The sequence below is a fragment of the Nocardiopsis halotolerans DSM 44410 genome (assembly GCF_000341065.1).
GTDB lineage: Bacteria > Actinomycetota > Actinomycetes > Streptosporangiales > Streptosporangiaceae > Nocardiopsis > Nocardiopsis halotolerans.
The window spans coordinates 1-19,648 of record NZ_ANAX01000301.1 but is presented as its reverse complement, the minus strand read 5'-3'; the positions used below and the strand labels follow the sequence as shown (position 1 = coordinate 19,648).

Genomic DNA, 19,648 nt, shown 5'->3' with positions numbered 1-19,648 from the left:
CGCCGTGATCTTGTACTTATAGCGAGTCTCGGCGCCGAACTTGGCTATAAGTACAAGATCATCCGAGAGTGGAGCACCCCAGCCACACCAGCAACGTATCCGGGCAGTCCATCAGAGGTGCCTCGCACGCGCGCGGGTGCCGTACGTGTCCGCGTTCCCGTGCGAGGTGCGCCGCGTGCGCCAAGCGGTCCATCATGCGTGACCGCGAGACATCAGACGCGCTGCTCGAACGCCCTACTCCCGTGGCAGCACGAACACGCCGCGACCGTGGACGGACTTCACACGCCCGGTGTCCGCTAGGTACTTCGTAGCTTTCGCCACCGTTCCACGCGAGACGCCGAATTCCTGTGTCAGTTGGGTAAGCGACGGGATCGCACGTCCAGGCCGATACCGTCCCGCTTCCATGCGCGCTACCAGGATCGCGGCTAGCTGCAACCACACAGGCGGCATGGCCAACTCGTCAATGTCCGTATCGGGGCCGTACCCCGGTGGAATGTCCATGTGTCCAGCTTGGTAGGGCAAAGGCCACGGGAGTCCCCCGGGGGAGTGCGCGGGTAACCATGGACTAGCAATGAACAGTCGTATACAGTGGAAACCCCTCGTATGCAGGGACCCGGCGGACGGCGGTAACCGTCCCCGGGCCATGGCCAACGCTTAACAGGAGCGTCAACATGCACCACCTTATGACTCTGGTCTGTCTGATCTCCCGGGCGCTTCGCCCCGCCCGGGGCCTGCACGCGGCCCCACGCGTCCTCCGTGCGGAGGTGCGGGCGGAAGCCCTCGCACGTCGGGCGAACCGCGTCCGTAGGTACGCGCAGCCGCTGCCCGCGCTCCCCACCGGCCCGGGGTTCGCTCCCACCGTCGCGGAGGTCGCTCCGGTGGTTCCCGCCCCGCGGCGCCCGGCGGACGCTGCCCCCTCTGTTCCCTCGCCCATGCCGAGTGACTACGCGCCCGTGGACGATCCCCGCGAGACGCAGTCCTCCGCCGCGATGGTGCCGAGGTTCTACCTCGCACACGAGGCACGTCAGCAGCACGCACGCGCGGCCCACGTGGACCGTGACCGTCTCGGCATCGCCGTACTCGCCGACATCGCGGGGCGCGCGGAGGTGACGGCATGACCGCCGCGAGCACCAAGGACAAATGGACGCTGCCGGACAACCGTGCGGACGCCGTCGCGCGACAGTTGGCGCGCGTCCTCGCACACCCCGGAAAGCGCGAGGACGCTGTGCGCGTCCTCCGTCGCGCGGACGGGTTGTTCGACGCCCTGGACCAGTGGGCCAAGACCGGCGTGATCCCGTCCGCATGGCACGTCACCACTGGTGACGCGGAGGCCGCCACCCTGCTCTACGACACCGTGAGCGAGGAGTTGAGGACGCACGGCGGCGTGGTCGCCGCGCGGGCCGCGTTGGGTACCGCGCACGCGGAGTGGGAGCGCCTCGACGGGCTGATGCGCGAGGGCTCGCCGCTGCCGGAACCCTGGCAGCGCTAGCCCGGTGCACTACCCGGTTCCGTTGCCGGTGTGACTGGAGTGCTCTGACCTCGGATGAGCTTGTACTTATAGCCAAGTTCGGCGCCGAAACTCGCTATAAGTACAAGATCACGGCGGATGAGGACGGGCCCGAGTGGTGGAAGCGACCTCTGAGAAGGACGGAACCTGTGTCCGAAAGTGGTCACACGGCGCCCGGTATGTCCTGTCTCGTCTAGGATTCGGTGCAGGCGCGGTACCGGCCCGACCGCGCGTTCCCCCGTTCCGGGCCCAGCGGAGGACCCGTGCACCAACCCCCGACCAACCGGTTTCCGAGCTACACGGAACTGTACGGCCCGGGGTTCGGTGTGATGGTGGCCTGCGCGGTCCTGGACGTCGTGCTCGCCGCCGTTCTCCTGGTGGTGAAGGGTCTTTTCGCCGTCACGGACTCCATCGCCTGGTTCACCGGAGACCAGGGGTGGCGGACCTGGGCGGAAACGACCGGCAGTCTCGCCAACACGGTCGGAACTGTCTGTCTGGTGTCCTTTCCGATCCTCCTGACAGCGGTCCTGATCCTCTTCGTCTTCCTGGATTTCGTGGAGCCGAAGGCCCTGCCCCCGTGGACGACGAGGGAACGGCTGCGCACCGCTCGGGCCCTGGCCGGCGATGCCGTCATGGGCGATGACCCCCAGGTGAACTTCCTCGCCCGCGTCTACGCCGGAGCAGCCACCAGAATGCGTGTTCCATTGACGTACCAGCACGTTCTGACGATCAGTCTCATCGGCTGCGGCTTCCTCGCCTTGAGCGGTGTGTACGTGCTCGTACAGAGCATGCGGGACGGTGACCCCAGCCTCATGGCGTTCGGCCTGCACTCGATCATCCTCGGCTCCGGTATGGCCGCCGCCAACCTGGTGCTTCTCCCACAACGCCGACGGATGCGGGCCTTCTGCGACCTCTACGACGCGTCCCACCAGAGGGCGGCCCTGTGAACCAGCAGCGCCCCTCACGCGCGTACCGCATACGTCGCTACGCCCATCAGAAGCCGGGTCGGTACGGAATCATCGTCGGTGTTCTCAGCGGCGTCTTCTTCGGCTGCGTCACGACGTTCTTCCTCATGGTCATCGTGCTGGCCAACGAGGCCAGCGTGTCGTGGGCCCTGCTGACCGGGGCGGCTTCGGGATGCTGCTTCGGGATAGGCATGGGAGTGTTCACCTGGTGGGTGATTCCGGAGAAGCTCCTCCCAGAGACTGACCGCGCCCAGATGCGCGAGGCCGGACGACTGGTCCGCAAAGGAGTCCCCGGAACCGACCCGGAAACCAACCAGATCGCCTGGTACCAGGCCAAGGCGACGCTGAACGCGCCGTACTGGCCGAAGACTCAGTCCACGATCTTCACCCTGGCGCTAGTGCTCAACGCATGGGTGCTGTTTCGTCACCACACAGACTCGATGATCAGTGTCCATGAATGGATCAACCTCGCGGGGATCGTATTCTTCGCCTTGTTGTTGTTCGTGTTGATGCCGTTCGTCGCACACCAGCGCAGACGGGCCCGGGCCCTCCTCGCGGCGATGGAGGAAGGCCCGAACCCGTAGGGTTCAGCCGCCCAGCGCCCGGAACCTGCGGACGCAGAGCGGGAAGAACACCGCCGTGATGGCCAGCGGCCAGACCACCGCCATGAGCACGGCGTTCTGCGCGATCCAGCTCTCCCCGCCCCACCCCGGATTGCCGAACAGCTCCCGGGTCGCGGCGACCGTGGAGGACAGCGGGTTCCAGTCCGCCACCGCGCCCAGCCAGAGCGGCATGGACGCCGTCGCCACGAACGCGTTGGACAGGAATCCCAGTGGGAACTCCAGGGTGTGCACGGCCGTGACGGCGCCCTCGCCCCGGACGGCCAGGCCGACGTAGACGCCCACCCACACCAGCGCGAAGCGCAGCAGCAGGAGCAGTCCGATCCCGGCCGCGGCCCCACCCGGGGTTCCGTGCCACTGCCATCCCACCAGCAGACCGCAGGCGACCAGCAGGGCCAGGGTGATCGCGGACCTGAGCATGTCCGCCGCGCACCGGCCCACCACGACGGCCGAGGGCGCCATCGGCATGGACCGGAACCGGTCGGTCACCCCGCGTGCGGCGTCCCCCGACACGGCGGTGACCGTCTCGCCCACCCCGAAGACCATCGCCATGGCGAACATGCCGGGCATCAGGAACTCCCGGTAGTCCCCGCCGCCGGGCACGGTCATCGCCCCGCCGAACAGGAACCCGAACATCAGCACCATCGCCACGGGGAACAGCAGCCCGACGACGAGCTGGCCGGGCTGGCGCGTCCAGTGGACGAGGTCGCGCCGGGTGATGGTCCACCCGTCCGCGAGCGCCCAGAGGAACCGGTCGGTGGCCGTGGGTCCACCGGACCGGACAACGGTGTCGTTCATCGGCTCTCCTCCACACGTTCGTCCCGCTCGTCCCGGCCGTCCCCGCCGCCGGTCAGGTGCAGGAACACCTCATCCAGGGTCGGTCGGCGCAGCGCGAGGTCCTCCACCGCGATCCCGTGTTCCTCCAGGGCACGCGCCACCTCGGTGAGGGCCGCGACCCGGTCCGTGACGCCGACGCTGATCCGGCGCGTGTCGGCCTCGGTCCCGGGCCGCGCGCCGACCACCCGGCCGACGAGGTCCGCGGCCCCGTCGAGCGCGGCGTCGTCGTGGAGCACCACGTCGAGCCGGTCGCCGCCCAGACGGGACTTGAGCTCCTCTGGGGTGCCCTCGGCGATGACGCGTCCGGAGTCGACCACCGAGATCCGGTCGGCGAGCTGGTCGGCCTCCTCCAGGTACTGGGTGGTCAGCAGCACGGTCGTGTCGCCCTCCACCAGGGCGCGGACCGCGCTCCACACCTCGTTGCGTCCGCGCGGGTCGAGCCCGACCGTGGGCTCGTCCAGGAACAGCACGGGCGGGGACAGGATCATGCTCGCGGCCAGGTCCAGGCGACGGCGCATGCCGCCGGAGTAGGCGCTGACCGGTTTCCTCCCCGTGTCGGCCAGGCGGAAGCGCTCCAGCAGTTCGTCCGCCCGCGCGGCGGCCCGCCGGGCGCCCAGGTGGTACAGGCGCCCGAACATCTCCAGGTTCTGCCGCCCGCTGAGCACCTCGTCGACGGCCGCGTTCTGACCCACCAGGCCGATGCTCCGACGCACCGCGTCGCCCTCCGCCGCCACGTCGTGCCCGGCGACGCGCGCCGTGCCCTCGTCCGCTCGCAGCAGCGTGGTCAGGACGCGCACGGCGGTGGTCTTGCCCGCGCCGTTGGGTCCGAGCAGCCCGCACACGCTTCCGGTGGGCACCTCCAGGTCGAACCCCCTCAGCGCCCAGCTCCTCCCGTACCGCTTGCCCAGGCCGTGCGCGGTGACCGCGTATCCGGTCGTGTCCACGACGTTCCCCCTCCCCCTCCGCTTCCGTACGCCGTACTGTACGGCCTACGAACCAGGGAACACCAGGGCCCCCGAGATAATTCCGTACGGCGTAAGGAATCTTTCGGACCGTGGGGAGACAGCTCCGGTCCCGTCCCGGAGAGGCGACGGGGACGGGACCGGAGCAGGGGTCACTGGGGGCCGGGGCCGCCGATGATGTGCGGCTGCGGCCGGGGAAGCTGCCCCTCCAGGGGCAGTTCGACGACGGGCACGTACCTGCCGACCGCCCCACCGTCGGAATCGTCGCTGTAGCTGAGGGTGCCGCCGCCCGCACGGACCGTGTACGCGCTGTTGAGCAGCATCATCTGGGACTCCACCTCCTCCGCGGTGGGCGGCCCCTCCAGTTCCATGTCGTTGGTCATCCGCACGGCGCTGGCCGCCACCGCGAACGCGTCGTGGTTGACCAGGGCGTACCCGTTGTCGAAGGCGGCGGGATCGTCGTCCCCGACGTACTCGTGGAAGGCGTTGACGAAGGACGGATAGTGCTCCGGCACGTCCGCCGAGGGGTCACCCGTGCTCCAGCGGGGGTCCACGGACGAGGCGTAGACCAGGGTGATGTCCCCCTCGCGCAGGTGCTCCATCATCTCCTCGTCGCCCAGGGCGGTCAGGCCGATGACGGCGAACAGCACCCGGAAGTGCTGGTCGACGCAGGCCCGGTTGGCGAGGGAGGCGAGGAACTCCCTGAGGTCCGGGGCCCGGCCTGCGAAGAACACCGTGTTGGTGCCCGAGGCGCACACGTTGCGGGTCACGGTGTCGAACAGGCCCGCGCGGGGAGGGTCGCCGACGGTCGTTCCGACGTACTCCTGGGGAGGCCCGGAGATGTAGACGCCGAGCCGGTTCTCGTAGGCCTCACGCAGGGAGCTGACGAACAGGTCGGGCTCGTTGGAGTCGTAGACCAGGGACGCCCTGACCGGTTCATCCAGGTCGTCGAGGTAGGCGCGCAGTGCCCGCACGTACTCGGTGTTGCTGGGCGCGACGCGCATCAGGCCCGGGGTGTCCGGGCGCGCGAGGCCGTCGGCGGTGACCGCCGCGGACACCATGGGGATCATGTGCTCGTGGAGGCGGGCGGCCACGTCCCGTGTGGACTCGACGCTCACGCCCATGCCGATGGCCGCGACCAGCGGCCTCTCCTCGTCCTCGGACATGGCGATGAGGTCGTCCACGACCGGCTCCCACTGCCGCTGCTGACTGCCCATGTTGGCCAGGTACAGCTGGATCCCGGGGCTCTGGTCGCCGAAGTGGGGGGTGTGGTTGGCCCGCATCTGGGCGGTGTAGGCACCCTCCAGTGACCGGACCATGCGGGTGGGGTCCATGGGGCTGACCTCACCGAAGGTGAGTATGCCCAGAAGGGCGATCCGGACGACGGGCCCCTCGGCCTCCTCCGCCACCCGGGCGTTCTCCGCGGCGATGTCGGCCTGGATCTCGGCGTACTCCTCGTGGTAGACGTACGAGCCGTCGGTGACGCCCACGCACTGCCCTCCGGACAGGCTCACCCCGTTTCCGGGCCCGCCGCAGGTGAACACCTCCCAGTAGAGGAGGGCCGGGACCAGGAGCAGGAGTGCCGCCATGGGCACGACCAGTCTCCACCAGCGCCGCAGCCACCTCCGCATGAGGGAGCTCGGTCCTCTCGGCGTGTGCGGGGACGGGGGCGCGTCGTTGGGGCCGGTCATGGTCGTCCCTTCTCTGACATGCGGTCCGGTGGACGGTCGCTCATGCCTGGGCACCGAACCTGGCGACCAGCCGCAGGTGCCAGGCCGCCTCCTCGAAGATGTGCGCCGCTCCCTTCGGGGCCCGCCCGGCGAGGTCGTTCAGCGCCATGTGGCAGACCGAGTGCAGGGCACCGGAGCGGAAGAGGTCGGGGTCGTTGAGGATCTGGCGGGCCGTGACGAGCTTGAGGACGGTCTCGGTCTCCTCCGTGTCCTCCGCGTCCTCCAGGGCCGCGTGCCGCTGCCACGCGTTCGTCCACGCGTCCAGGAGGGGGAACGACGGACGGACACGCAGGGGCGCCGCGGTGATGCCCCGCAGCAGCCGGATCCACTCCTCTCCGCCGATGTCGGGGGCCCTGAGCCAGCCCTGGAGGTGCCAGGCCACACGGCTCAGCTGCCCCGCGCAGAGGCGGTGGTAGATCGCGTACTCGGCCGAGCGGCGGTGGTCGGACTCCCCGCTCTGGTAGTAGTCGGCGAGCCCGCGGTGGACGGCGTCCCAGTCCCCCGGTGCGCCGGTCGGGCGCCTGGCCAGGCTGCGGGACAGGAGGCGGCGCAGCACCGTGGTCGCCTCCGGGTTCGTCCGGTCCCACAGCGCGTGGTTGAGGAGGCGCTCCTCCTCGACCCGCTCGGTGAGCTCGCCCGACCGGTTCAGCCACAGCCCCGCGTCGGGCTCCCTCGCGGCGGAACAGGTGACGAGCGCCTCCCAGAGCCGGTGGTCGAGCTGGTCGGGCTCGACGCCCAGAGCCATGGTGAGCATGTGCTCCTCGACGGTCACGGCGGACTCCAACCTCGTGGCCGGGTCCACGGGGCGGTGGGAGAGTGCGGCGTGCAGACTGTTGCCCCGGACCGCGACCCAGGCGTCGGCGAGCTGGGCGGTGGTGCCGGGGTGCCCTCCGGTGAAGTCGGCCATGAGGTCGACGATCTCGTTCGAGACGTGGCCGCTGCCCCTGGCCCGGAGGCGGGCGCGGGAGAACAGCTCACCGATGTCGCGCCGGTCCAGCGGGGTCAGGCGCGAGAACCGCATGTGCTGTCGGGTGTCCTCGTAGAACCGTTCGAGGGGCACCCCGTCGACCAGCTCGGACGTGGTGGCGACGACGGTGAGCGGTTCGGGGAAGCCGACACCGCCGAAGAGCGCGGTTCCGCTGAAGGGCGCCGGTGCCTCGGCCAGGGAGCGGAGGAGCACGGGTCCCACGCCCCGGTCGGCGTTGTCCAGCAGGAGGACGGGCGTGGGCTGGTAACCCACCCGCCTGGCCGTGTGCTGGAGGTCGGCGAACAGCGCCTCGCTCAGGAAACGGGCCACCTTCTCCCGGTTGGAGACGCGGGACACGGCGTCCACGGCGTCGGGGTCCCTGGCCTGCCACCACAGGTGGTAGAGGGAGTCGGCCACCTGGTCCCTGGCCTGTCCGCCCTGGCCCTGGGTGCGCATCCACTCGAAGACGCGCTCCAGGACGCGTGCGCCCACCCCGGAGACCGCGGCGACCCACCGGGCGAGGTCGACGGGCAGCGGGTCGACGCCGGTCAGCTCGGCGGGCGGCATGAGGTTGCCCGCGTTGCCCAGGAAGTTGCTCGTCTCACCCAGGAACCTGCTCACCCGGCCCCTGCCGTCGGGCCACACCTCGTTCACCAGATCCTTGATCTGGGTGTGGGCCGGGTCGGTCCCGCTCCTGATGTCGGCCTCGTCGCCCGGTGCCGGGTCGGGGTCGATCTCCAGGCGAATGGTGACCAGGGAGATCCAGAGGCGGGGGAACTGGAGGCGCCCGTAGTATCTCAGGGATCGGGCGAGCCCTTTCTCCCGGTGGGAGGCGATGTCGGTGAAGGCGTCGGGAACACTGGAGTGGTAGCGGACCTCGGAGAGGTCGAGGTGGGCGTAGGGAACGCCGAGCCTTTCCAGTTCACGCGCCTTGTGCAGGACGAAGTGGGACTTGCCGTACCCCCGTGGTCCGTGGACGGTCAGGATGGGGCGTCTGCGACCCGCCGGTCCGGACCATTCGGGGTCCACGAGCTCCTTGTAGCAGGCCGCCTGTGCCTCCTGTCCGACCGGTGTCTCATGACCGTCCGGCACCTCCGCGCCACTCGTCACGACCCGGTTTCCTCCCCTGCTCCGCGCTCGTCCTGCCCTTCCACCGACATATGATGCGCGCCTTACCCGGATTTATGGCCACAGCCGTTTTTTGTGACGTACGCGTTATGTGGATTCGTTGGATATAGGGATCTTTGTAGCTCTTAGTGAAGTTTGGTGCTGCTGTTACTGCTGGTGCTTATAAGGCTTCATGTGGAGAGAAGGAACAGGGTCGTGGGGTGTCCACAGAAGAGGGAGGACCATTCCTCCGACGGAACGTCCCTGTTCCATGGAAGGGAACCCCGCGCCCCGAACGGAGGTTCCCGAGGCGGACACCAGGACGGCGCCCACCGGGGGCACGCGTGAGCGCGCCCCCGGGCCCCGCCGGGTCTTCCGGAGACCACCCGCCGCGGACCGTCCCCGGGACAGGGCACCATGGAGGCGACCACCGCCGTCGGCCCCGAGGAGTCACCATGTCCGACCAGCGCTGCGCCTGGGCACGGGGACCGTCCGCGCTGATGAGGGCCTACCACGACGATGAGTGGGGCAGGCCCTCACGCGACGACGGCCACCTCTTCGAGATGCTCGTCCTGGAGGGTGCGCAGGCGGGGCTGTCCTGGGCCACCGTGCTCAACAAACGGGAGAACTACCGGCGCGCCCTGGACGGCTTCGACCCCGACCGCGTCGCGGACTACGGCCAGGAGGAGACCGAACGGCTCCTCCGGGACGCCGGGATCATCCGCAACCGGCTCAAGGTGGCCTCCCTCCCCCGCAACGCACGGGCCTTCCAGCGGGTACGCGCCGAGTACGGCACCTTCGCCGACTACCTGTGGGGCTGGGTGGACGGCTCGGCCGTGGTCAACCGCTTCACCGAGCCGTCGGAGGTCCCCGCGAGCACCCCGCTCTCGGACCGGGTCAGCAAGGACATGAGGAAGCGCGGTTTCACCTTCGTCGGCACGACCATCGTCTACTCCTACCTCCAGTCCGTGGGCGTGGTCGATGATCACCTGGTGGGCTGCCCGGCCAAGCCCGCCTGATCAGTTTCCGGACGCCTCCACCGGTGCGCACCCCCATTCGGTCCGCCACCAGCGGGTCACCCCGACCTCCCGCAGGAACGCGTGGTCGTGGCTGGCCACGAGCAGCGCGCCCCGGTAGTCCGCGAGGGCCTCGGCCAGTTGCCGCTGGCTGTCCAGGTCGAGGTTGTTGGTGGGCTCGTCCAGCACCAGCAGCCTGGGCGGATCGTCCGCCAGCAGCAGCCGGGCCAGCGCGACCCGGAACCGCTCGCCCCCGGAGAGGTCGCCCGCCCTCTGGTCCACCCGGTTCCCCCGGATGAGGAACCGGGCCAGGTTGGCCCGCACCCGGTGCGGCGTGGCGGACGGCGCCGCCGCGCGCACGTTGTCGAGCACGCTCAGGTCNTCCAGCCGCTGCGGCAGGTAGCCGATCCGGTCCGCGGCGTGCACCACCTCGGCCCGGGGATGGCTCCCCCGGCCGACCACCGCACGGAGCAGGGTGGTCTTGCCCGACCCGTTGGGTCCGACCAGCGCCACCCGTTCGGGTCCGCGCACGTACAGCCGCCCGCCGCCCGGAACGCCCAGCTCCAGCACCCCGTGTCCGGCCGGGACCTCCGTGCCGGGCAGGGCGATCCGGATGGTGTCGTCGTCGCGTACGGCGCCCTCCGCCCTGACCAGTTCCTCCCTGGCCCCGGACAGCCTGCCCTCCTGCATGACGCGGTGCTTGCCCGCCGCCACCTGGGCGTCGCGCTTGCGCTGCTTCATGACCACGCGGGGCTCGCGCTTGGTGTCGTACATCTTCTTGCCGTAGCGCACCCGCCGGGCCAGTTTGACCTGGGCGTCCGCGAGCTGGCGCTTCTCCCTGCGCACGTCGCCCTCGGCCACCCGCACCATGCGCCGGGCCGCATCCTGCTCGGCGGCGAGCTGCTCGGTGTAGGCGGAGTAGTTGCCGCCCCACACGCGCACCCCTCCGTCCCGGAGTTCGGCGATCTGGTCGACCCGTTCCAGGAGCTCGCGGTCGTGGCTGACCACGATGAGCACCCCGTTCCACGACCCGACCGCGTCGTGGAGCCGCTCCCGGGCGCGGCGGTCGAGGTTGTTGGTGGGCTCGTCCAGCAGGGTGACGGCGGGGCGCCGCAGGGCCAGCCCCGCGAGCGCGACCAGCACGGCCTCCCCTCCGGAGAGGGTGCCGACGGGGCGGTCCAGCGGGGCGTCCCCCGCGAGGGCGACGCCGAACCGTTCGAGCTGGGCCAGGGCGCGTTCCTCCACGTCCCAGTCCTCGCCGACGGCGGCGAAGTTGTCCTCGGTGGCCTCACCCGCCTCGATGGCGTGCAGCGCGGCGCGGACCCGGTCGATGCCGAGCAGCTCGGCGACGGTGCGGCCGGTGTCCAGGGTGAGCCCCTGGTCCAGGTACCCGACGTCACCGTCCACCGACACCGCGCCCGAGGCCGGGCGCAGACGCCCCGCGACGAGGCGGAGCAGGGTGGACTTGCCGCTGCCGTTGCGGCCGACGAGTCCGGTCCGGCCGGTACCGAAGGCGGCGTCCAGGCCGTTCAGGACGGACGTGCCGTCGGGCCAGGCGAAGGACAGCCGGGTGCAGACGACGGAGAGGGACACGCGGACCTCCGGGGGACGGTGGAGACGTTCTGGGGACGTGGGGTCTCGTGTCCTCGGCCCATCGTGATCTCCTCCTTCGGAAGTACCTGATGCGACTACTGTCGCAATAGTGACTATGGCAGACGCGCCCTACAAATGCAACTAGAGTTGCGTTATGACCTCTGACACACCCGGAACCACCAGGCCGGGCGGCCGCACCGCCCGCAACACCGCCGCCGTGCTCGAAGCGACCCTCGACGAACTGGGCGAGCACGGTTACGCCGGACTCACCGTCGAACGCGTCTCCGCCCGCTCCGGCGTCCACAAGGCCACCGTCTACCGCCGCTGGGGCGGGGTGGAGGGGCTGCTGTCCGCCGCGTTGGAGTGGTCCACCACGCACCCGTGGGAACCCGAGCGCACCGGTGCCCTGCACACCGACCTGCTGGCCCTCAACACGACCGTGCTGCACGGCTTCACCGAGGCGCCGGAGGGGTCCGTGTCCGCGGCCTCCGTCGCCGCCGCGTTCTCCTCCCCCCGCGTGGCCGAGGCGCTGCGCGCCTTCATGACCGACCGCCACGCGCGCGCCGCCGTCCTCGTGACGGAAGCCGTGGCCCGGGGCGAGGTCCCCGACGGCACCGATCCCGTGGAGGTCGTGCGCTCGGCGGTCGCACCGGTCTACTACCGGCTCTTCGTCAGCCGCGAACCCGTCACCCGCGAGGACCTGGACCTGGCAGCCCGGGTGGCCGCCGACGCCGCCGCCGGGGGCTCGTTCGTCCCCCGTTCCTGACCGGTCCCGCGACTCCGGAGGCCGTCTCCCTCGCGGGGCCCGGCCCCGCGAGGCGGGTGTACTGCCCTAGACTGACCGGTACACCGGACCGGAGAGCAGGACGGCCGATGCCCACGCAGTACCCCAAGAGCGGCGACCCCGCGCGCAGCCTCGCCCTGCTGTGGCGGACCCAGGAGCCGCTCAGCCGCCGGAACAAACCCGACCTGAGCGTGGACCGGATCGTGGCCGTGGCCTCGGAGATGGCCGACAGCGACGGGATCGCCGCCCTGTCCATGCGCAAGGTCGCCGAGCGGCTGGGCGTGGGGACCATGTCGCTGTACACCTACGTCCCCGGCAAGGGCGAGCTGGTCGACCTGATGCTCGACGCCGCCTACGCGGACCTGTACGCGCGGGACGAGCGCCCCGGGCACTGGCGCGACCGGCTGAGCGCGGTGGCCCGCGCGAACTGGCGGCTGCTCCTGCGCCACCCGTGGATGCTCCAGACCCCGCGTGGCCGTCTGCTCGGCCCCCACCTCATCGCCAAGTACGAGTACGAACTGTCCGCCGTGGACGGTCTGGGCCTGACCGACGTCGAGATGGACTCCACGGTCAGTCTGGTCAACAGCTACGCGGAGGGCGCCGCCAGCCAGGCCGCGGCGGTCAGCGAGACCGAGCGGGCCACGGGGATGACCGACGGCCAGTGGTGGAGCACCCACGGCCCGCTGCTGGCGGCGTTCACCCGGGACGGCGACTACCCGCTCGCCTCCCGCGTCGGTGGCACGGTGGGCAGGGAGCACAATGCGGTGTACTCGCCCGACCACGAGTTCGAGTTCGGCCTGGAGCGCGTCCTGGACGGGGTGCAGGTCCTGGTGGACTCCCGGTCGGGCACACCGGACGACGTTTCCTGACCGCCTCCGGGAACCGCCCGCTCAGGAGACCGTGGCCCCGCCCCGGACCGGGACGGTCCCGCTCCGGAAGGCCCAGACCACCAGCTGGACGCGGTTGCGCAGTCCCCGTTTGGCCAACACGCTGGACACGTGCGACTTGACGGTCGTCTCCGACAGCCCGAGGACGCCCGCGATCTCGACGTTGCTGGCGCCGGTGGCGACCAGCGCGACGACGTCCTTCTCGCGTTCGGTGAACTTCTCCCTCCAGCACGTCTCCGGATCGTCCTCCCTGACGCGCACCGCCTCCTCGTGGCGGACGAACTCCTCCACCACCGTGCCGACCACCGCAGGGTCGAGCACGGCGCGTCCCTCGCCCAGCGAACGCACGGCCTCGGTGATGACGGAGGTCTCGCTTCCGGTGAGGATGTAGCCGCAGGCACCGGCACGCAGACAGTTGACGAGGTTCTCCCGCTCGTTGGGCGCCGCCAGGGCGAGGACGCGCACGCGGGGATCGCGCAGGTCGGAGAGTTCGCGGACCACCTCGTGGCCCCGCGTTCCCAGTGCCACCGTGTCGACGACGGCCACGTCGGGACGGAACCGCCGGGCTCTGGCCGCGGCTCCCCTCAGGCCGCCGACCTCCCCGACGACCCTGATGTCGTCCGTCGCCGCGAAGGCCGTGCGCAGTCCCAGCCTCACGACGTCCTGGTCACCGACGATGAGTACGCGGGTCATCAGCGGACCTGTCCCCTTTACGTGCGAAAACTCCGGGGAGTGGGGGATGGGGAGAGCCCCGGGGCTGTCTCGGATCCAGCCTTTCCTCAATCCCCGATTCCGTGGCATCAAACCCTTGAAAGATGACCGCATGCGGCCAGCGATTCATAAGTCCGGAATATCCGTCATCACTCGCACCTCGCAAGGCACCGAAGACCGGACACGCCGTATCGCACAGAATTCAACCACAGGCGCCGGGATCCGCGTACCCACAGGTGGGGACAGGAACGACATGTCCCCACATCATCATTGCGAGATTCCGCCGAAAGGGCCCTCGGCGTTCTCGCGGAAGTTCCGCGGACGCCCATGCGCATATCCGGAATTCACGGAACGGTTCGCCGGAACCCGCCCCGGAGGCATGCGGACTCACCGGTGGGAGGGGTGGGAGGGCGCCCCGGCCCGAACCGCGGCCATCGCCGTGACCAGGGTGGTGTGGTAGCAGGTGCGGAAGACGTAGGCCGTGGCCCGATCCCCCGTGCGCCCGGCCAGGACGGCGGCGTCGAAGGGCGGTCCGGGCAGGGAGCCGTCCGGCCGCTGCGCGGCGGCCAGCCGCTCCCATGCCCGTCCTTCCAGCGCGGTCGGGGTCCCCCCGGCGATCCGTGAGCACATGAGCAGTTCGGCGGCCAGGTCCAGGTGGTCCTCGTCCAGGTACACGCGCAGGAGGCGGTCGAGCACGCGTCCCAGTCCGCCGGCCCTCCCCGGCAGCGGCCGCGCCCCGAAGTCGGTGGCGTACAGGACGGTGTGGGTGATCCCGTAGGCGTCGTACTCCCCGGTGCGGCCCGCGTGCTCGGCCACGCAGGCGTCGTGGAGCTCCGCGGTGCCGGGGAGCTCCGCGGGCGCTGGAATCCCGGCCAGGTCGAGGATGTGCCGCAGCTCCAGGGCGTGGACCGGTGAGGCGCCCCCGCCGGGCGGCCGTGGGGGACGGCGCCCGGCCAGGGCGCGGGCGTCGGCGAACGGCTCCTCGGCGGGATGGCCCAGGTCGGCGAGGAGGGCGAGCACCCACAGCTGGTAGGGCAGGTTCGCGGTGTCCCGGTGGAGCCCGGGCGCGCACGCGGTGGCCGTGTCCCGGGCCAGCTCCACGGCGGCGCACTCCAGCCGCGCGGCTCCGTACGCGTCGTCGGCGGTCAGGCCCGCCCGGCGCAGGAGGCGGCAGAGCATGAGCAGTTCCATGACGGTGGCCCCGTCGAACCCGCGCGGAGGGAAGTGGTCGTCCCAGCGCGGCCCGAACCACTCCACGTGGTCGACGAGCCAGGGGACGGCCCCGTCCAGGAGGTCGGAGGCGGTGGTACCGCGCGGCGGCGCCCCCGTGGGAATCGCGGTCATGGCACCTCTCACTCCCTTTCCCCGATGCCTCCGTGGCCTCCGACGATAATGTGCGCGGCACCGGAACGCGCCGTCCGCGGGAAGGAAACGCGCGCTCCTTCCGGGGGCGGTGGAAAACGGGTCCCACGGACACCTCTCCTCCCCAGGGAGGAGGAAATCGGAAACGTCCCGGAACCGCGCCGGGGAATCCGTGTGAAGCACCTGGTCAGGGGTACGGTGAAGCGCGCGTTCACGGAGCGCGACGAGCGAAACTGGAGGGGGACGGTATGGGGGACATCGACCTGTCGTTGATCGGGGATCTGTACCGCAGGTACCGGGATCCGTTGGCCAAGGTCCGGGACGCGCAGCGCGAGTTCCTCCGGCGGACACGCGGGCGGATGACACCGCAGCTGGACGACCTGGAGGCGGAGATCACCTACCTGCTGCTGCGCGAGACGCGGCCGGACACGGTGATGGAGCTGGGCACCTTCCACGGCTGGTCCACCACGTGGCTCCTGTCGGCGCTGCGCGACAACGGCAAGGGGACGCTGCACTCCTTCGACATCGTGGACAACGTGGTGGCGAACGTGCCCTCCGAGCTGTCCCTGGGCCGCTGGGAGTTCCACAAGGGCGACATCCGCGAGAACATGTCGCAGGTCCCCGAGGGGATCGGCTACCTGTTCGTCGACGCCGCGCACAACGGCCGGTTCGCGCGGTGGTACCTGGCCGAGCTGTTCCCCCGGGTCGCCCCCGGAACCCCGGTCAGCGTCCACGACGTCTTCCACGGCAGGCGGACCCTGCCGTTCACCGAGGGCGCCGCGGTGCTGGCGTGGCTGAGCCGGACCGGCACGGACTTCTTCACCCCCTCCCGCAAGCGGGCCCCCGCGCCCCACACCGCCCTCCTGGAGCTGCGGGAGGAGCTGGGCCTGGGCGAGCCGGTGCGCACCAGCACCGACAACCCGATGATCTACTTCCGGATGCCGGAGCACCGGGCCTCCTGAGCCGGAGGACCGGTCCGGAGCCTGGTACGGCCCGTTCCACCGCGCCCCCGGTTCCCCGTACGGGGGCGCGGTGGGGACCTCAGACCGGCACGGCGCCGCCGTGTCCCCACAGGCGCGCGTAGGCGCCCCCCGAGGCCAGCAGCCGTCCGTGCGCACCGGTCTCCACCACCCGGCCGCCGTCGAGCACCGCGATCCGGTCCGCGCGGGCCGCCGCCTCCAGGCCGTGCGTGACCACGAAGGTCGTCCGCCCCCGGGACAGGCGCTCCATGGCGTCCAGCACCGCGCGTCCGGTGGCCCGGTCGAGCGCGGCGGACGGCTCGTCCAGCAGCAGGATCTCCGGATCCACCAGCCGTGCCCGGGCCAGGGCCACGAGCTGGCGCTGCCCCGTGGACAGGCCGCGCCCGCGCTCACCGACGGGGTGGCGGAACCCCCCGGGCAGGGCGGCGACGGCGTCGAGCGCGCCGACCGCGCGCACGGCCTCCTCCACCTCGCGGTCGGTGGCTCCGGGACGCCCGTAGCGCACGTTGTCGGCGACGGTCCCGGTGAACAGGTGCGGTTCCTGGGGGACCACGCCCAGCCTGCGCCGGTGTTCGGACGGGTCGAGGTCGCGCACGTCCACGCCGTCCACGAGGACCGCTCCCCGGTCGGGGTCGTGGAAGCGGGCGACGAGCCGGACCACGGTGGACTTCCCCGCACCGCTCTCCCCGACGAGGGCGACGGTCTCGCCCGGGTCGGCGGACAGGGTGACCTCCTCCAGGGCGGGCACGCGCGCGCCGGGGTAAGTGAAACCGACCCCCTCCAGGAGCACACGGCCACCGCTGCGGGGCACCGGAACGGGCACCGCTCGCCGGGACCGCGCGGCGGTGGGCGGCGTGCGCAGCAGCTCGCCGATGCGGTCCACGCCCACGCGCGCCTGCTGGTAGCCGTCGAAGACCACCGTCAGCTGCTGGAACGGGGCGTAGAACATGCCGAGGTAGAGCAGGAACGCGGTCAGGACGCCGACCGACAGCGTCCCGTCCGCCACCCTGTGGGCGCCCACGACGAGGACCGCGGCGGTGGACACCTCACCCAGCAGGGTGACGAACGGAAAGTACAGCGCGATGTGGCGCTGCGCGGTGAGCCGGGTCCGCCGGTAGCGGTCGGACAGGGCGGTGAAGCGCTCGCGGGCGCCCTCCTCGGCCCCCGTGGCCTGGGACTCGCGGGCCCCGGCCACCTGTTCCTGGAGGTCGGCGTTGACCTCGCCGATCCGCTCACGGGACAGGGCGTAGGCCACCGACACGCACCTGCGGAAGTACAGGGTCGCGGCGAGCAGCACGGGCAGGATCCCCATCGCGACCAGCGCCAGGGACGGGTCCAGGACCAGCATCGCCGCCACCATCCCCAGCACGGTGGCGCCGTTGACCACGATGATGGTCAGCCCGCTCTCCACGAACGTGGACAGAGCGGTGACGTCGGTGGTCATGCGGGTCATGGTTCCGCCGCCGCGCTCGCGCTCGTGGAAGTCGACGCCGAGCCGGTGCAGGTGCCGGAAGACGCGGAGCCGCAGCGCGTACAGGGCGCTCTCACCGGTGCGTGTGACCACGCGGGGCTGGAGGGCCAGGATCCCCCAATCGGCCGCGACCAGGGCCAGGGCCGCCGTGCCCGCGGCGGCGACCGCGGCCCCGTCCCCGGGGGCGGCGCCGTGGTCCAGGCCCCAGCGCAGGGCGACCGGCAGCGCGGTGGTGACCAGGGCGTCCGCCAGGACCAGCAGGACGGCGAGCGCCACCAGGGCGCGGACCGGCGCCAGCACCCGGCGGACGCCGAAGCGCGTTCCGGGTTCCTCGGGCGTGTGGAATAGCCGCTCGGCGGGCCGGTCGTCGGCGGCGGGCAGGGCCGCCTCGTCGGGGTCGGTCCCCCCGGCCCCGGGTCCGGTTCCCTCGGGACCGGGCTCGGGCCACGGACCGGGGTCCGCGTCGGCGGGGGACCGGTCGCGGCTCTCGACGTCGCCGCCGGAGCACAGTTCGGCGAAGAGCGGGCAGCGCGCGGACAGTTCGGCCTCGGTGCCCACGTCCACGACCCGGCCGCCGTCGAGCACCGCGATCCGGTCGGCCAGGGCGAGGCTGGCGCGGCGGTGGGCCACGAGCAGGACCGTGCGGTCGGCGGTGACGTCGGCGAGGGTGGCGACCATGGCGGCCTCGGTGGCGGCGTCCACGGCCGAGGTGGCGTCGTCCAGCACCAGGACGCGCGGATCGCCCAACAGGGTACGGGCCAGGGCCACGCGCTGGCGCTGGCCGCCGGACAGGGTGAGGCCGCGCTCGCCCACGCGGGTGTCGTAGCCGTCGGGGAGCGCGGAGACGAAGCCGTCGGCTCCGGCCGCGCGCGCGGCGGCGCGGACCTGTTCCCGGGTGGCCTCGGGGCACCCGTGCGCGATGTTCTCGGCGACCGACCCCGAGAACAGGAACGGCTCCTCGAAGGCGACGCCGACCGTGGAGCGCAGCGACCGCAGGCGCAGTGAGCGCACGTCCACCGCGTTTCCGGGCGGGCCGATCCGGACGGCGCCGTCGGTGGTGTCGTAGAAGCGCGGCAGCAGCAGCGAGACCGTGGACTTGCCCGAGCCGGAGGGGCCGACCAGCGCCAGCGTCTCGCCGGGGCGGACCTCCAGGGACAGCCCGTCGAGCACGGTGGCGTCGCGGGTGTAGCCGAAACGCACGCCGTCCAGCTCCACGCCTACCGGCCCCCCGGGCACGTCGACGGCGCCGGGCGCGTCGGTGACGGCGGGGCGGGAGTCGGCGAGGTCGTACACGCGCAGGGCAGCGGGCCGCACCAGCTGGGCGCTCATGACGAGGGTGGACAGGGCCGCCGACGGCGCGGTGAGGACGACCATGTACCCGGAGAAGGCGACGAGCGCGCCCAGGGACACGTCACCGCGCGCGACCAGCCACGCGCCCGCGACCAGGACGACGACCTGGCCGAGGTGGGGCAGGACGCCCAGGGTGGCGCCGGGCCCGGACTGCATGCGGGCCACGCGCATGCGTTCGCCGAACAGCCGCCCCGCCAGGTCGGCCAGGCGCCGGGACTCGCGCTCCTCCTGCCCGAACGCCCTGACCACGCGGATCCCCGTCACGGTCTCCTCGACGTGCTGGGCGATCTCGGCGGCGCGTCGCTGCACGGCCATGGTCGCGGGCGGCATGCGTCCGCTGACGCGCACCGTCACCACGACGGAGGCGACCACGACGGCGGCGGCCACCACGGTGAGCGCCGGGGAGAGCCACAGCATCGCGGAGAAGGCGAACACGATGAGGACGAGACCGCCCAGGGCCTGCGGAGCGGTGGCCAGCAGCCCCTGGACCAGTTGCAGGTCGAGGGTGGCGCGGGACATCACCTGACCGGTGCGCAGGGTGTCCTGTCCGCCGCCGTCCAGCCGCTGCACGGAGTCGAAGACGGCGGTGCGCAGGTCGTGCTGGACGCTCAGGGCGAGCTTGCCGGACAGGAACTGGCGGGCGAACGCACCGGTGAACTGGAGGGCGGCGGCGCCGAGCAGCACGAGGGCGAGCGTTCCGACGCGGTCCGTGCGCCCCCGGACGGCGTCGTCCACGGCGATCTGGGCGGCCAGCGGCGCCAGCGCCGCCAGCCCCGTCGCCAGGACGGTCGCCGCGGCG

17 protein-coding genes are annotated in these 19,648 nt (G+C 71.6%); 8 read left to right on the top strand and 9 right to left on the bottom strand.

Features of this window, described 5'->3' with window-relative positions; translation table 11 throughout:
• Nucleotides 1-234: 234 nt before the first annotated feature.
• Nucleotides 235-450, bottom strand: a complete 216-nt coding sequence (locus tag D455_RS33185) for a GntR family transcriptional regulator (RefSeq protein WP_338037833.1) — start codon at nucleotides 448-450, stop codon at nucleotides 235-237.
• Between the two features lie 482 nt (nucleotides 451-932).
• Between D455_RS33185 and D455_RS35550 the strand changes: the two genes are divergently transcribed.
• The 4 genes from D455_RS35550 (at nucleotide 933) to D455_RS0122125 (ending at nucleotide 3,056) form a co-directional block, all read left to right on the top strand.
• Complete coding sequence (locus tag D455_RS35550) at nucleotides 933-1,118, top strand: hypothetical protein (protein ID WP_083922364.1); 186 nt, start codon at nucleotides 933-935, stop codon at nucleotides 1,116-1,118.
• Nucleotides 1,115-1,489, top strand: coding sequence for a hypothetical protein (locus tag D455_RS0122135; RefSeq protein ID WP_017572873.1), 375 nt, complete (start codon nucleotides 1,115-1,117; stop codon nucleotides 1,487-1,489). Before D455_RS35550 ends, D455_RS0122135 begins: the two co-directional genes overlap by 4 nt.
• A 281-nt stretch (nucleotides 1,490-1,770) precedes the next feature.
• The gene (locus D455_RS0122130; protein WP_017572872.1) at nucleotides 1,771-2,454 is read left to right on the top strand and encodes a hypothetical protein; all 684 of its coding nucleotides are present in this window, start codon (nucleotides 1,771-1,773) and stop codon (nucleotides 2,452-2,454) included.
• Nucleotides 2,451-3,056, top strand: coding sequence for a hypothetical protein (locus tag D455_RS0122125; protein ID WP_017572871.1), 606 nt, complete (start codon nucleotides 2,451-2,453; stop codon nucleotides 3,054-3,056). Before D455_RS0122130 ends, D455_RS0122125 begins: the two co-directional genes overlap by 4 nt.
• Before the next feature lie 3 nt (nucleotides 3,057-3,059).
• Here the strand turns inward: D455_RS0122125 and D455_RS0122120 are convergent, their stop codons facing one another.
• The 4 genes from D455_RS0122120 to D455_RS0122105 all read right to left on the bottom strand — a co-directional run bounded on the left by D455_RS0122120 (nucleotide 3,060) and on the right by D455_RS0122105 (nucleotide 8,698).
• The gene (locus D455_RS0122120; protein ID WP_017572870.1) at nucleotides 3,060-3,890 is read right to left on the bottom strand and encodes an ABC transporter permease; all 831 of its coding nucleotides are present in this window, start codon (nucleotides 3,888-3,890) and stop codon (nucleotides 3,060-3,062) included.
• Complete coding sequence (locus D455_RS0122115) at nucleotides 3,887-4,873, bottom strand: daunorubicin resistance protein DrrA family ABC transporter ATP-binding protein (protein WP_017572869.1); 987 nt, start codon at nucleotides 4,871-4,873, stop codon at nucleotides 3,887-3,889. The genes D455_RS0122120 and D455_RS0122115 overlap by 4 nt, the downstream gene beginning before the upstream one ends.
• A gap of 170 nt (nucleotides 4,874-5,043) precedes the next feature.
• Entirely contained in the window at nucleotides 5,044-6,582 is a 1,539-nt protein-coding gene (locus tag D455_RS0122110) for a hypothetical protein (RefSeq protein ID WP_152487135.1), read from the bottom strand.
• Between the two features lie 40 nt (nucleotides 6,583-6,622).
• Nucleotides 6,623-8,698 carry a hypothetical protein gene (locus D455_RS0122105; protein ID WP_017572867.1) on the bottom strand — a complete coding sequence of 692 codons (2,076 nt, stop codon included), beginning with the start codon at nucleotides 8,696-8,698 and terminating at the stop codon, nucleotides 6,623-6,625.
• A gap of 452 nt (nucleotides 8,699-9,150) precedes the next feature.
• On the opposite strand from D455_RS0122105, the gene D455_RS0122100 reads away from it, so the two are divergent.
• Nucleotides 9,151-9,714 carry a DNA-3-methyladenine glycosylase I gene (locus tag D455_RS0122100; RefSeq protein ID WP_017572866.1) on the top strand — a complete coding sequence of 188 codons (564 nt, stop codon included), beginning with the start codon at nucleotides 9,151-9,153 and terminating at the stop codon, nucleotides 9,712-9,714.
• On the opposite strand, the gene D455_RS0122095 is transcribed toward D455_RS0122100, so the two are convergent.
• Complete coding sequence (locus tag D455_RS0122095) at nucleotides 9,715-11,304, bottom strand: ABC-F family ATP-binding cassette domain-containing protein (RefSeq protein ID WP_017572865.1); 1,590 nt, start codon at nucleotides 11,302-11,304, stop codon at nucleotides 9,715-9,717.
• Between the two features lie 154 nt (nucleotides 11,305-11,458).
• On the opposite strand from D455_RS0122095, the gene D455_RS0122090 reads away from it, so the two are divergent.
• The gene (locus D455_RS0122090; RefSeq protein WP_017572864.1) at nucleotides 11,459-12,070 is read left to right on the top strand and encodes a TetR/AcrR family transcriptional regulator; all 612 of its coding nucleotides are present in this window, start codon (nucleotides 11,459-11,461) and stop codon (nucleotides 12,068-12,070) included.
• A gap of 107 nt (nucleotides 12,071-12,177) precedes the next feature.
• Nucleotides 12,178-12,957, top strand: a complete 780-nt coding sequence (locus D455_RS0122085) for a TetR/AcrR family transcriptional regulator (protein ID WP_017572863.1) — start codon at nucleotides 12,178-12,180, stop codon at nucleotides 12,955-12,957.
• Nucleotides 12,958-12,978: 21 nt separating this feature from the next.
• Here the strand turns inward: D455_RS0122085 and D455_RS0122080 are convergent, their stop codons facing one another.
• Nucleotides 12,979-13,668, bottom strand: coding sequence for a LuxR C-terminal-related transcriptional regulator (locus D455_RS0122080; protein WP_017572862.1), 690 nt, complete (start codon nucleotides 13,666-13,668; stop codon nucleotides 12,979-12,981).
• 405 nt (nucleotides 13,669-14,073) lie between these two features.
• On the bottom strand, nucleotides 14,074-15,030 hold the full coding sequence (locus tag D455_RS0122075) for a DUF6895 family protein (RefSeq protein ID WP_017572861.1): 957 nt from the start codon (nucleotides 15,028-15,030) through the stop codon (nucleotides 14,074-14,076).
• 266 nt (nucleotides 15,031-15,296) lie between these two features.
• Between D455_RS0122075 and D455_RS0122070 the strand changes: the two genes are divergently transcribed.
• On the top strand, nucleotides 15,297-16,010 hold the full coding sequence (locus D455_RS0122070) for a class I SAM-dependent methyltransferase (protein ID WP_017572860.1): 714 nt from the start codon (nucleotides 15,297-15,299) through the stop codon (nucleotides 16,008-16,010).
• Between the two features lie 79 nt (nucleotides 16,011-16,089).
• Here the strand turns inward: D455_RS0122070 and D455_RS0122065 are convergent.
• A partial coding sequence (locus D455_RS0122065; RefSeq protein ID WP_017572859.1) for an ABC transporter ATP-binding protein occupies nucleotides 16,090-19,648 on the bottom strand: 3,559 nt, incomplete at its 5' end.

What these genes read in the sequence shown, in the direction of transcription:
- D455_RS0122085 (WP_017572863.1), top strand. Translation starts at nt 12,178, where the DNA reads ATGCCCACGCAGTACCCCAAGAGCGGCGACCCCGCGCGCAGCCTCGCC.
- D455_RS0122120 (WP_017572870.1), bottom strand. Translation starts at nt 3,890, where the DNA reads ATGAACGACACCGTTGTCCGGTCCGGTGGACCCACGGCCACCGACCGG.
- D455_RS35550 (WP_083922364.1), top strand. Translation starts at nt 933, where the DNA reads ATGCCGAGTGACTACGCGCCCGTGGACGATCCCCGCGAGACGCAGTCC.
- D455_RS0122070 (WP_017572860.1), top strand. Translation starts at nt 15,297, where the DNA reads ATGGGGGACATCGACCTGTCGTTGATCGGGGATCTGTACCGCAGGTAC.
- D455_RS0122100 (WP_017572866.1), top strand. Translation starts at nt 9,151, where the DNA reads ATGTCCGACCAGCGCTGCGCCTGGGCACGGGGACCGTCCGCGCTGATG.
- D455_RS0122080 (WP_017572862.1), bottom strand. Translation starts at nt 13,668, where the DNA reads ATGACCCGCGTACTCATCGTCGGTGACCAGGACGTCGTGAGGCTGGGA.
- D455_RS0122075 (WP_017572861.1), bottom strand. Translation starts at nt 15,030, where the DNA reads ATGACCGCGATTCCCACGGGGGCGCCGCCGCGCGGTACCACCGCCTCC.
- D455_RS0122090 (WP_017572864.1), top strand. Translation starts at nt 11,459, where the DNA reads ATGACCTCTGACACACCCGGAACCACCAGGCCGGGCGGCCGCACCGCC.
- D455_RS0122110 (WP_152487135.1), bottom strand. Translation starts at nt 6,582, where the DNA reads ATGACCGGCCCCAACGACGCGCCCCCGTCCCCGCACACGCCGAGAGGA.
- D455_RS0122135 (WP_017572873.1), top strand. Translation starts at nt 1,115, where the DNA reads ATGACCGCCGCGAGCACCAAGGACAAATGGACGCTGCCGGACAACCGT.
- D455_RS33185 (WP_338037833.1), bottom strand. Translation starts at nt 450, where the DNA reads ATGCCGCCTGTGTGGTTGCAGCTAGCCGCGATCCTGGTAGCGCGCATG.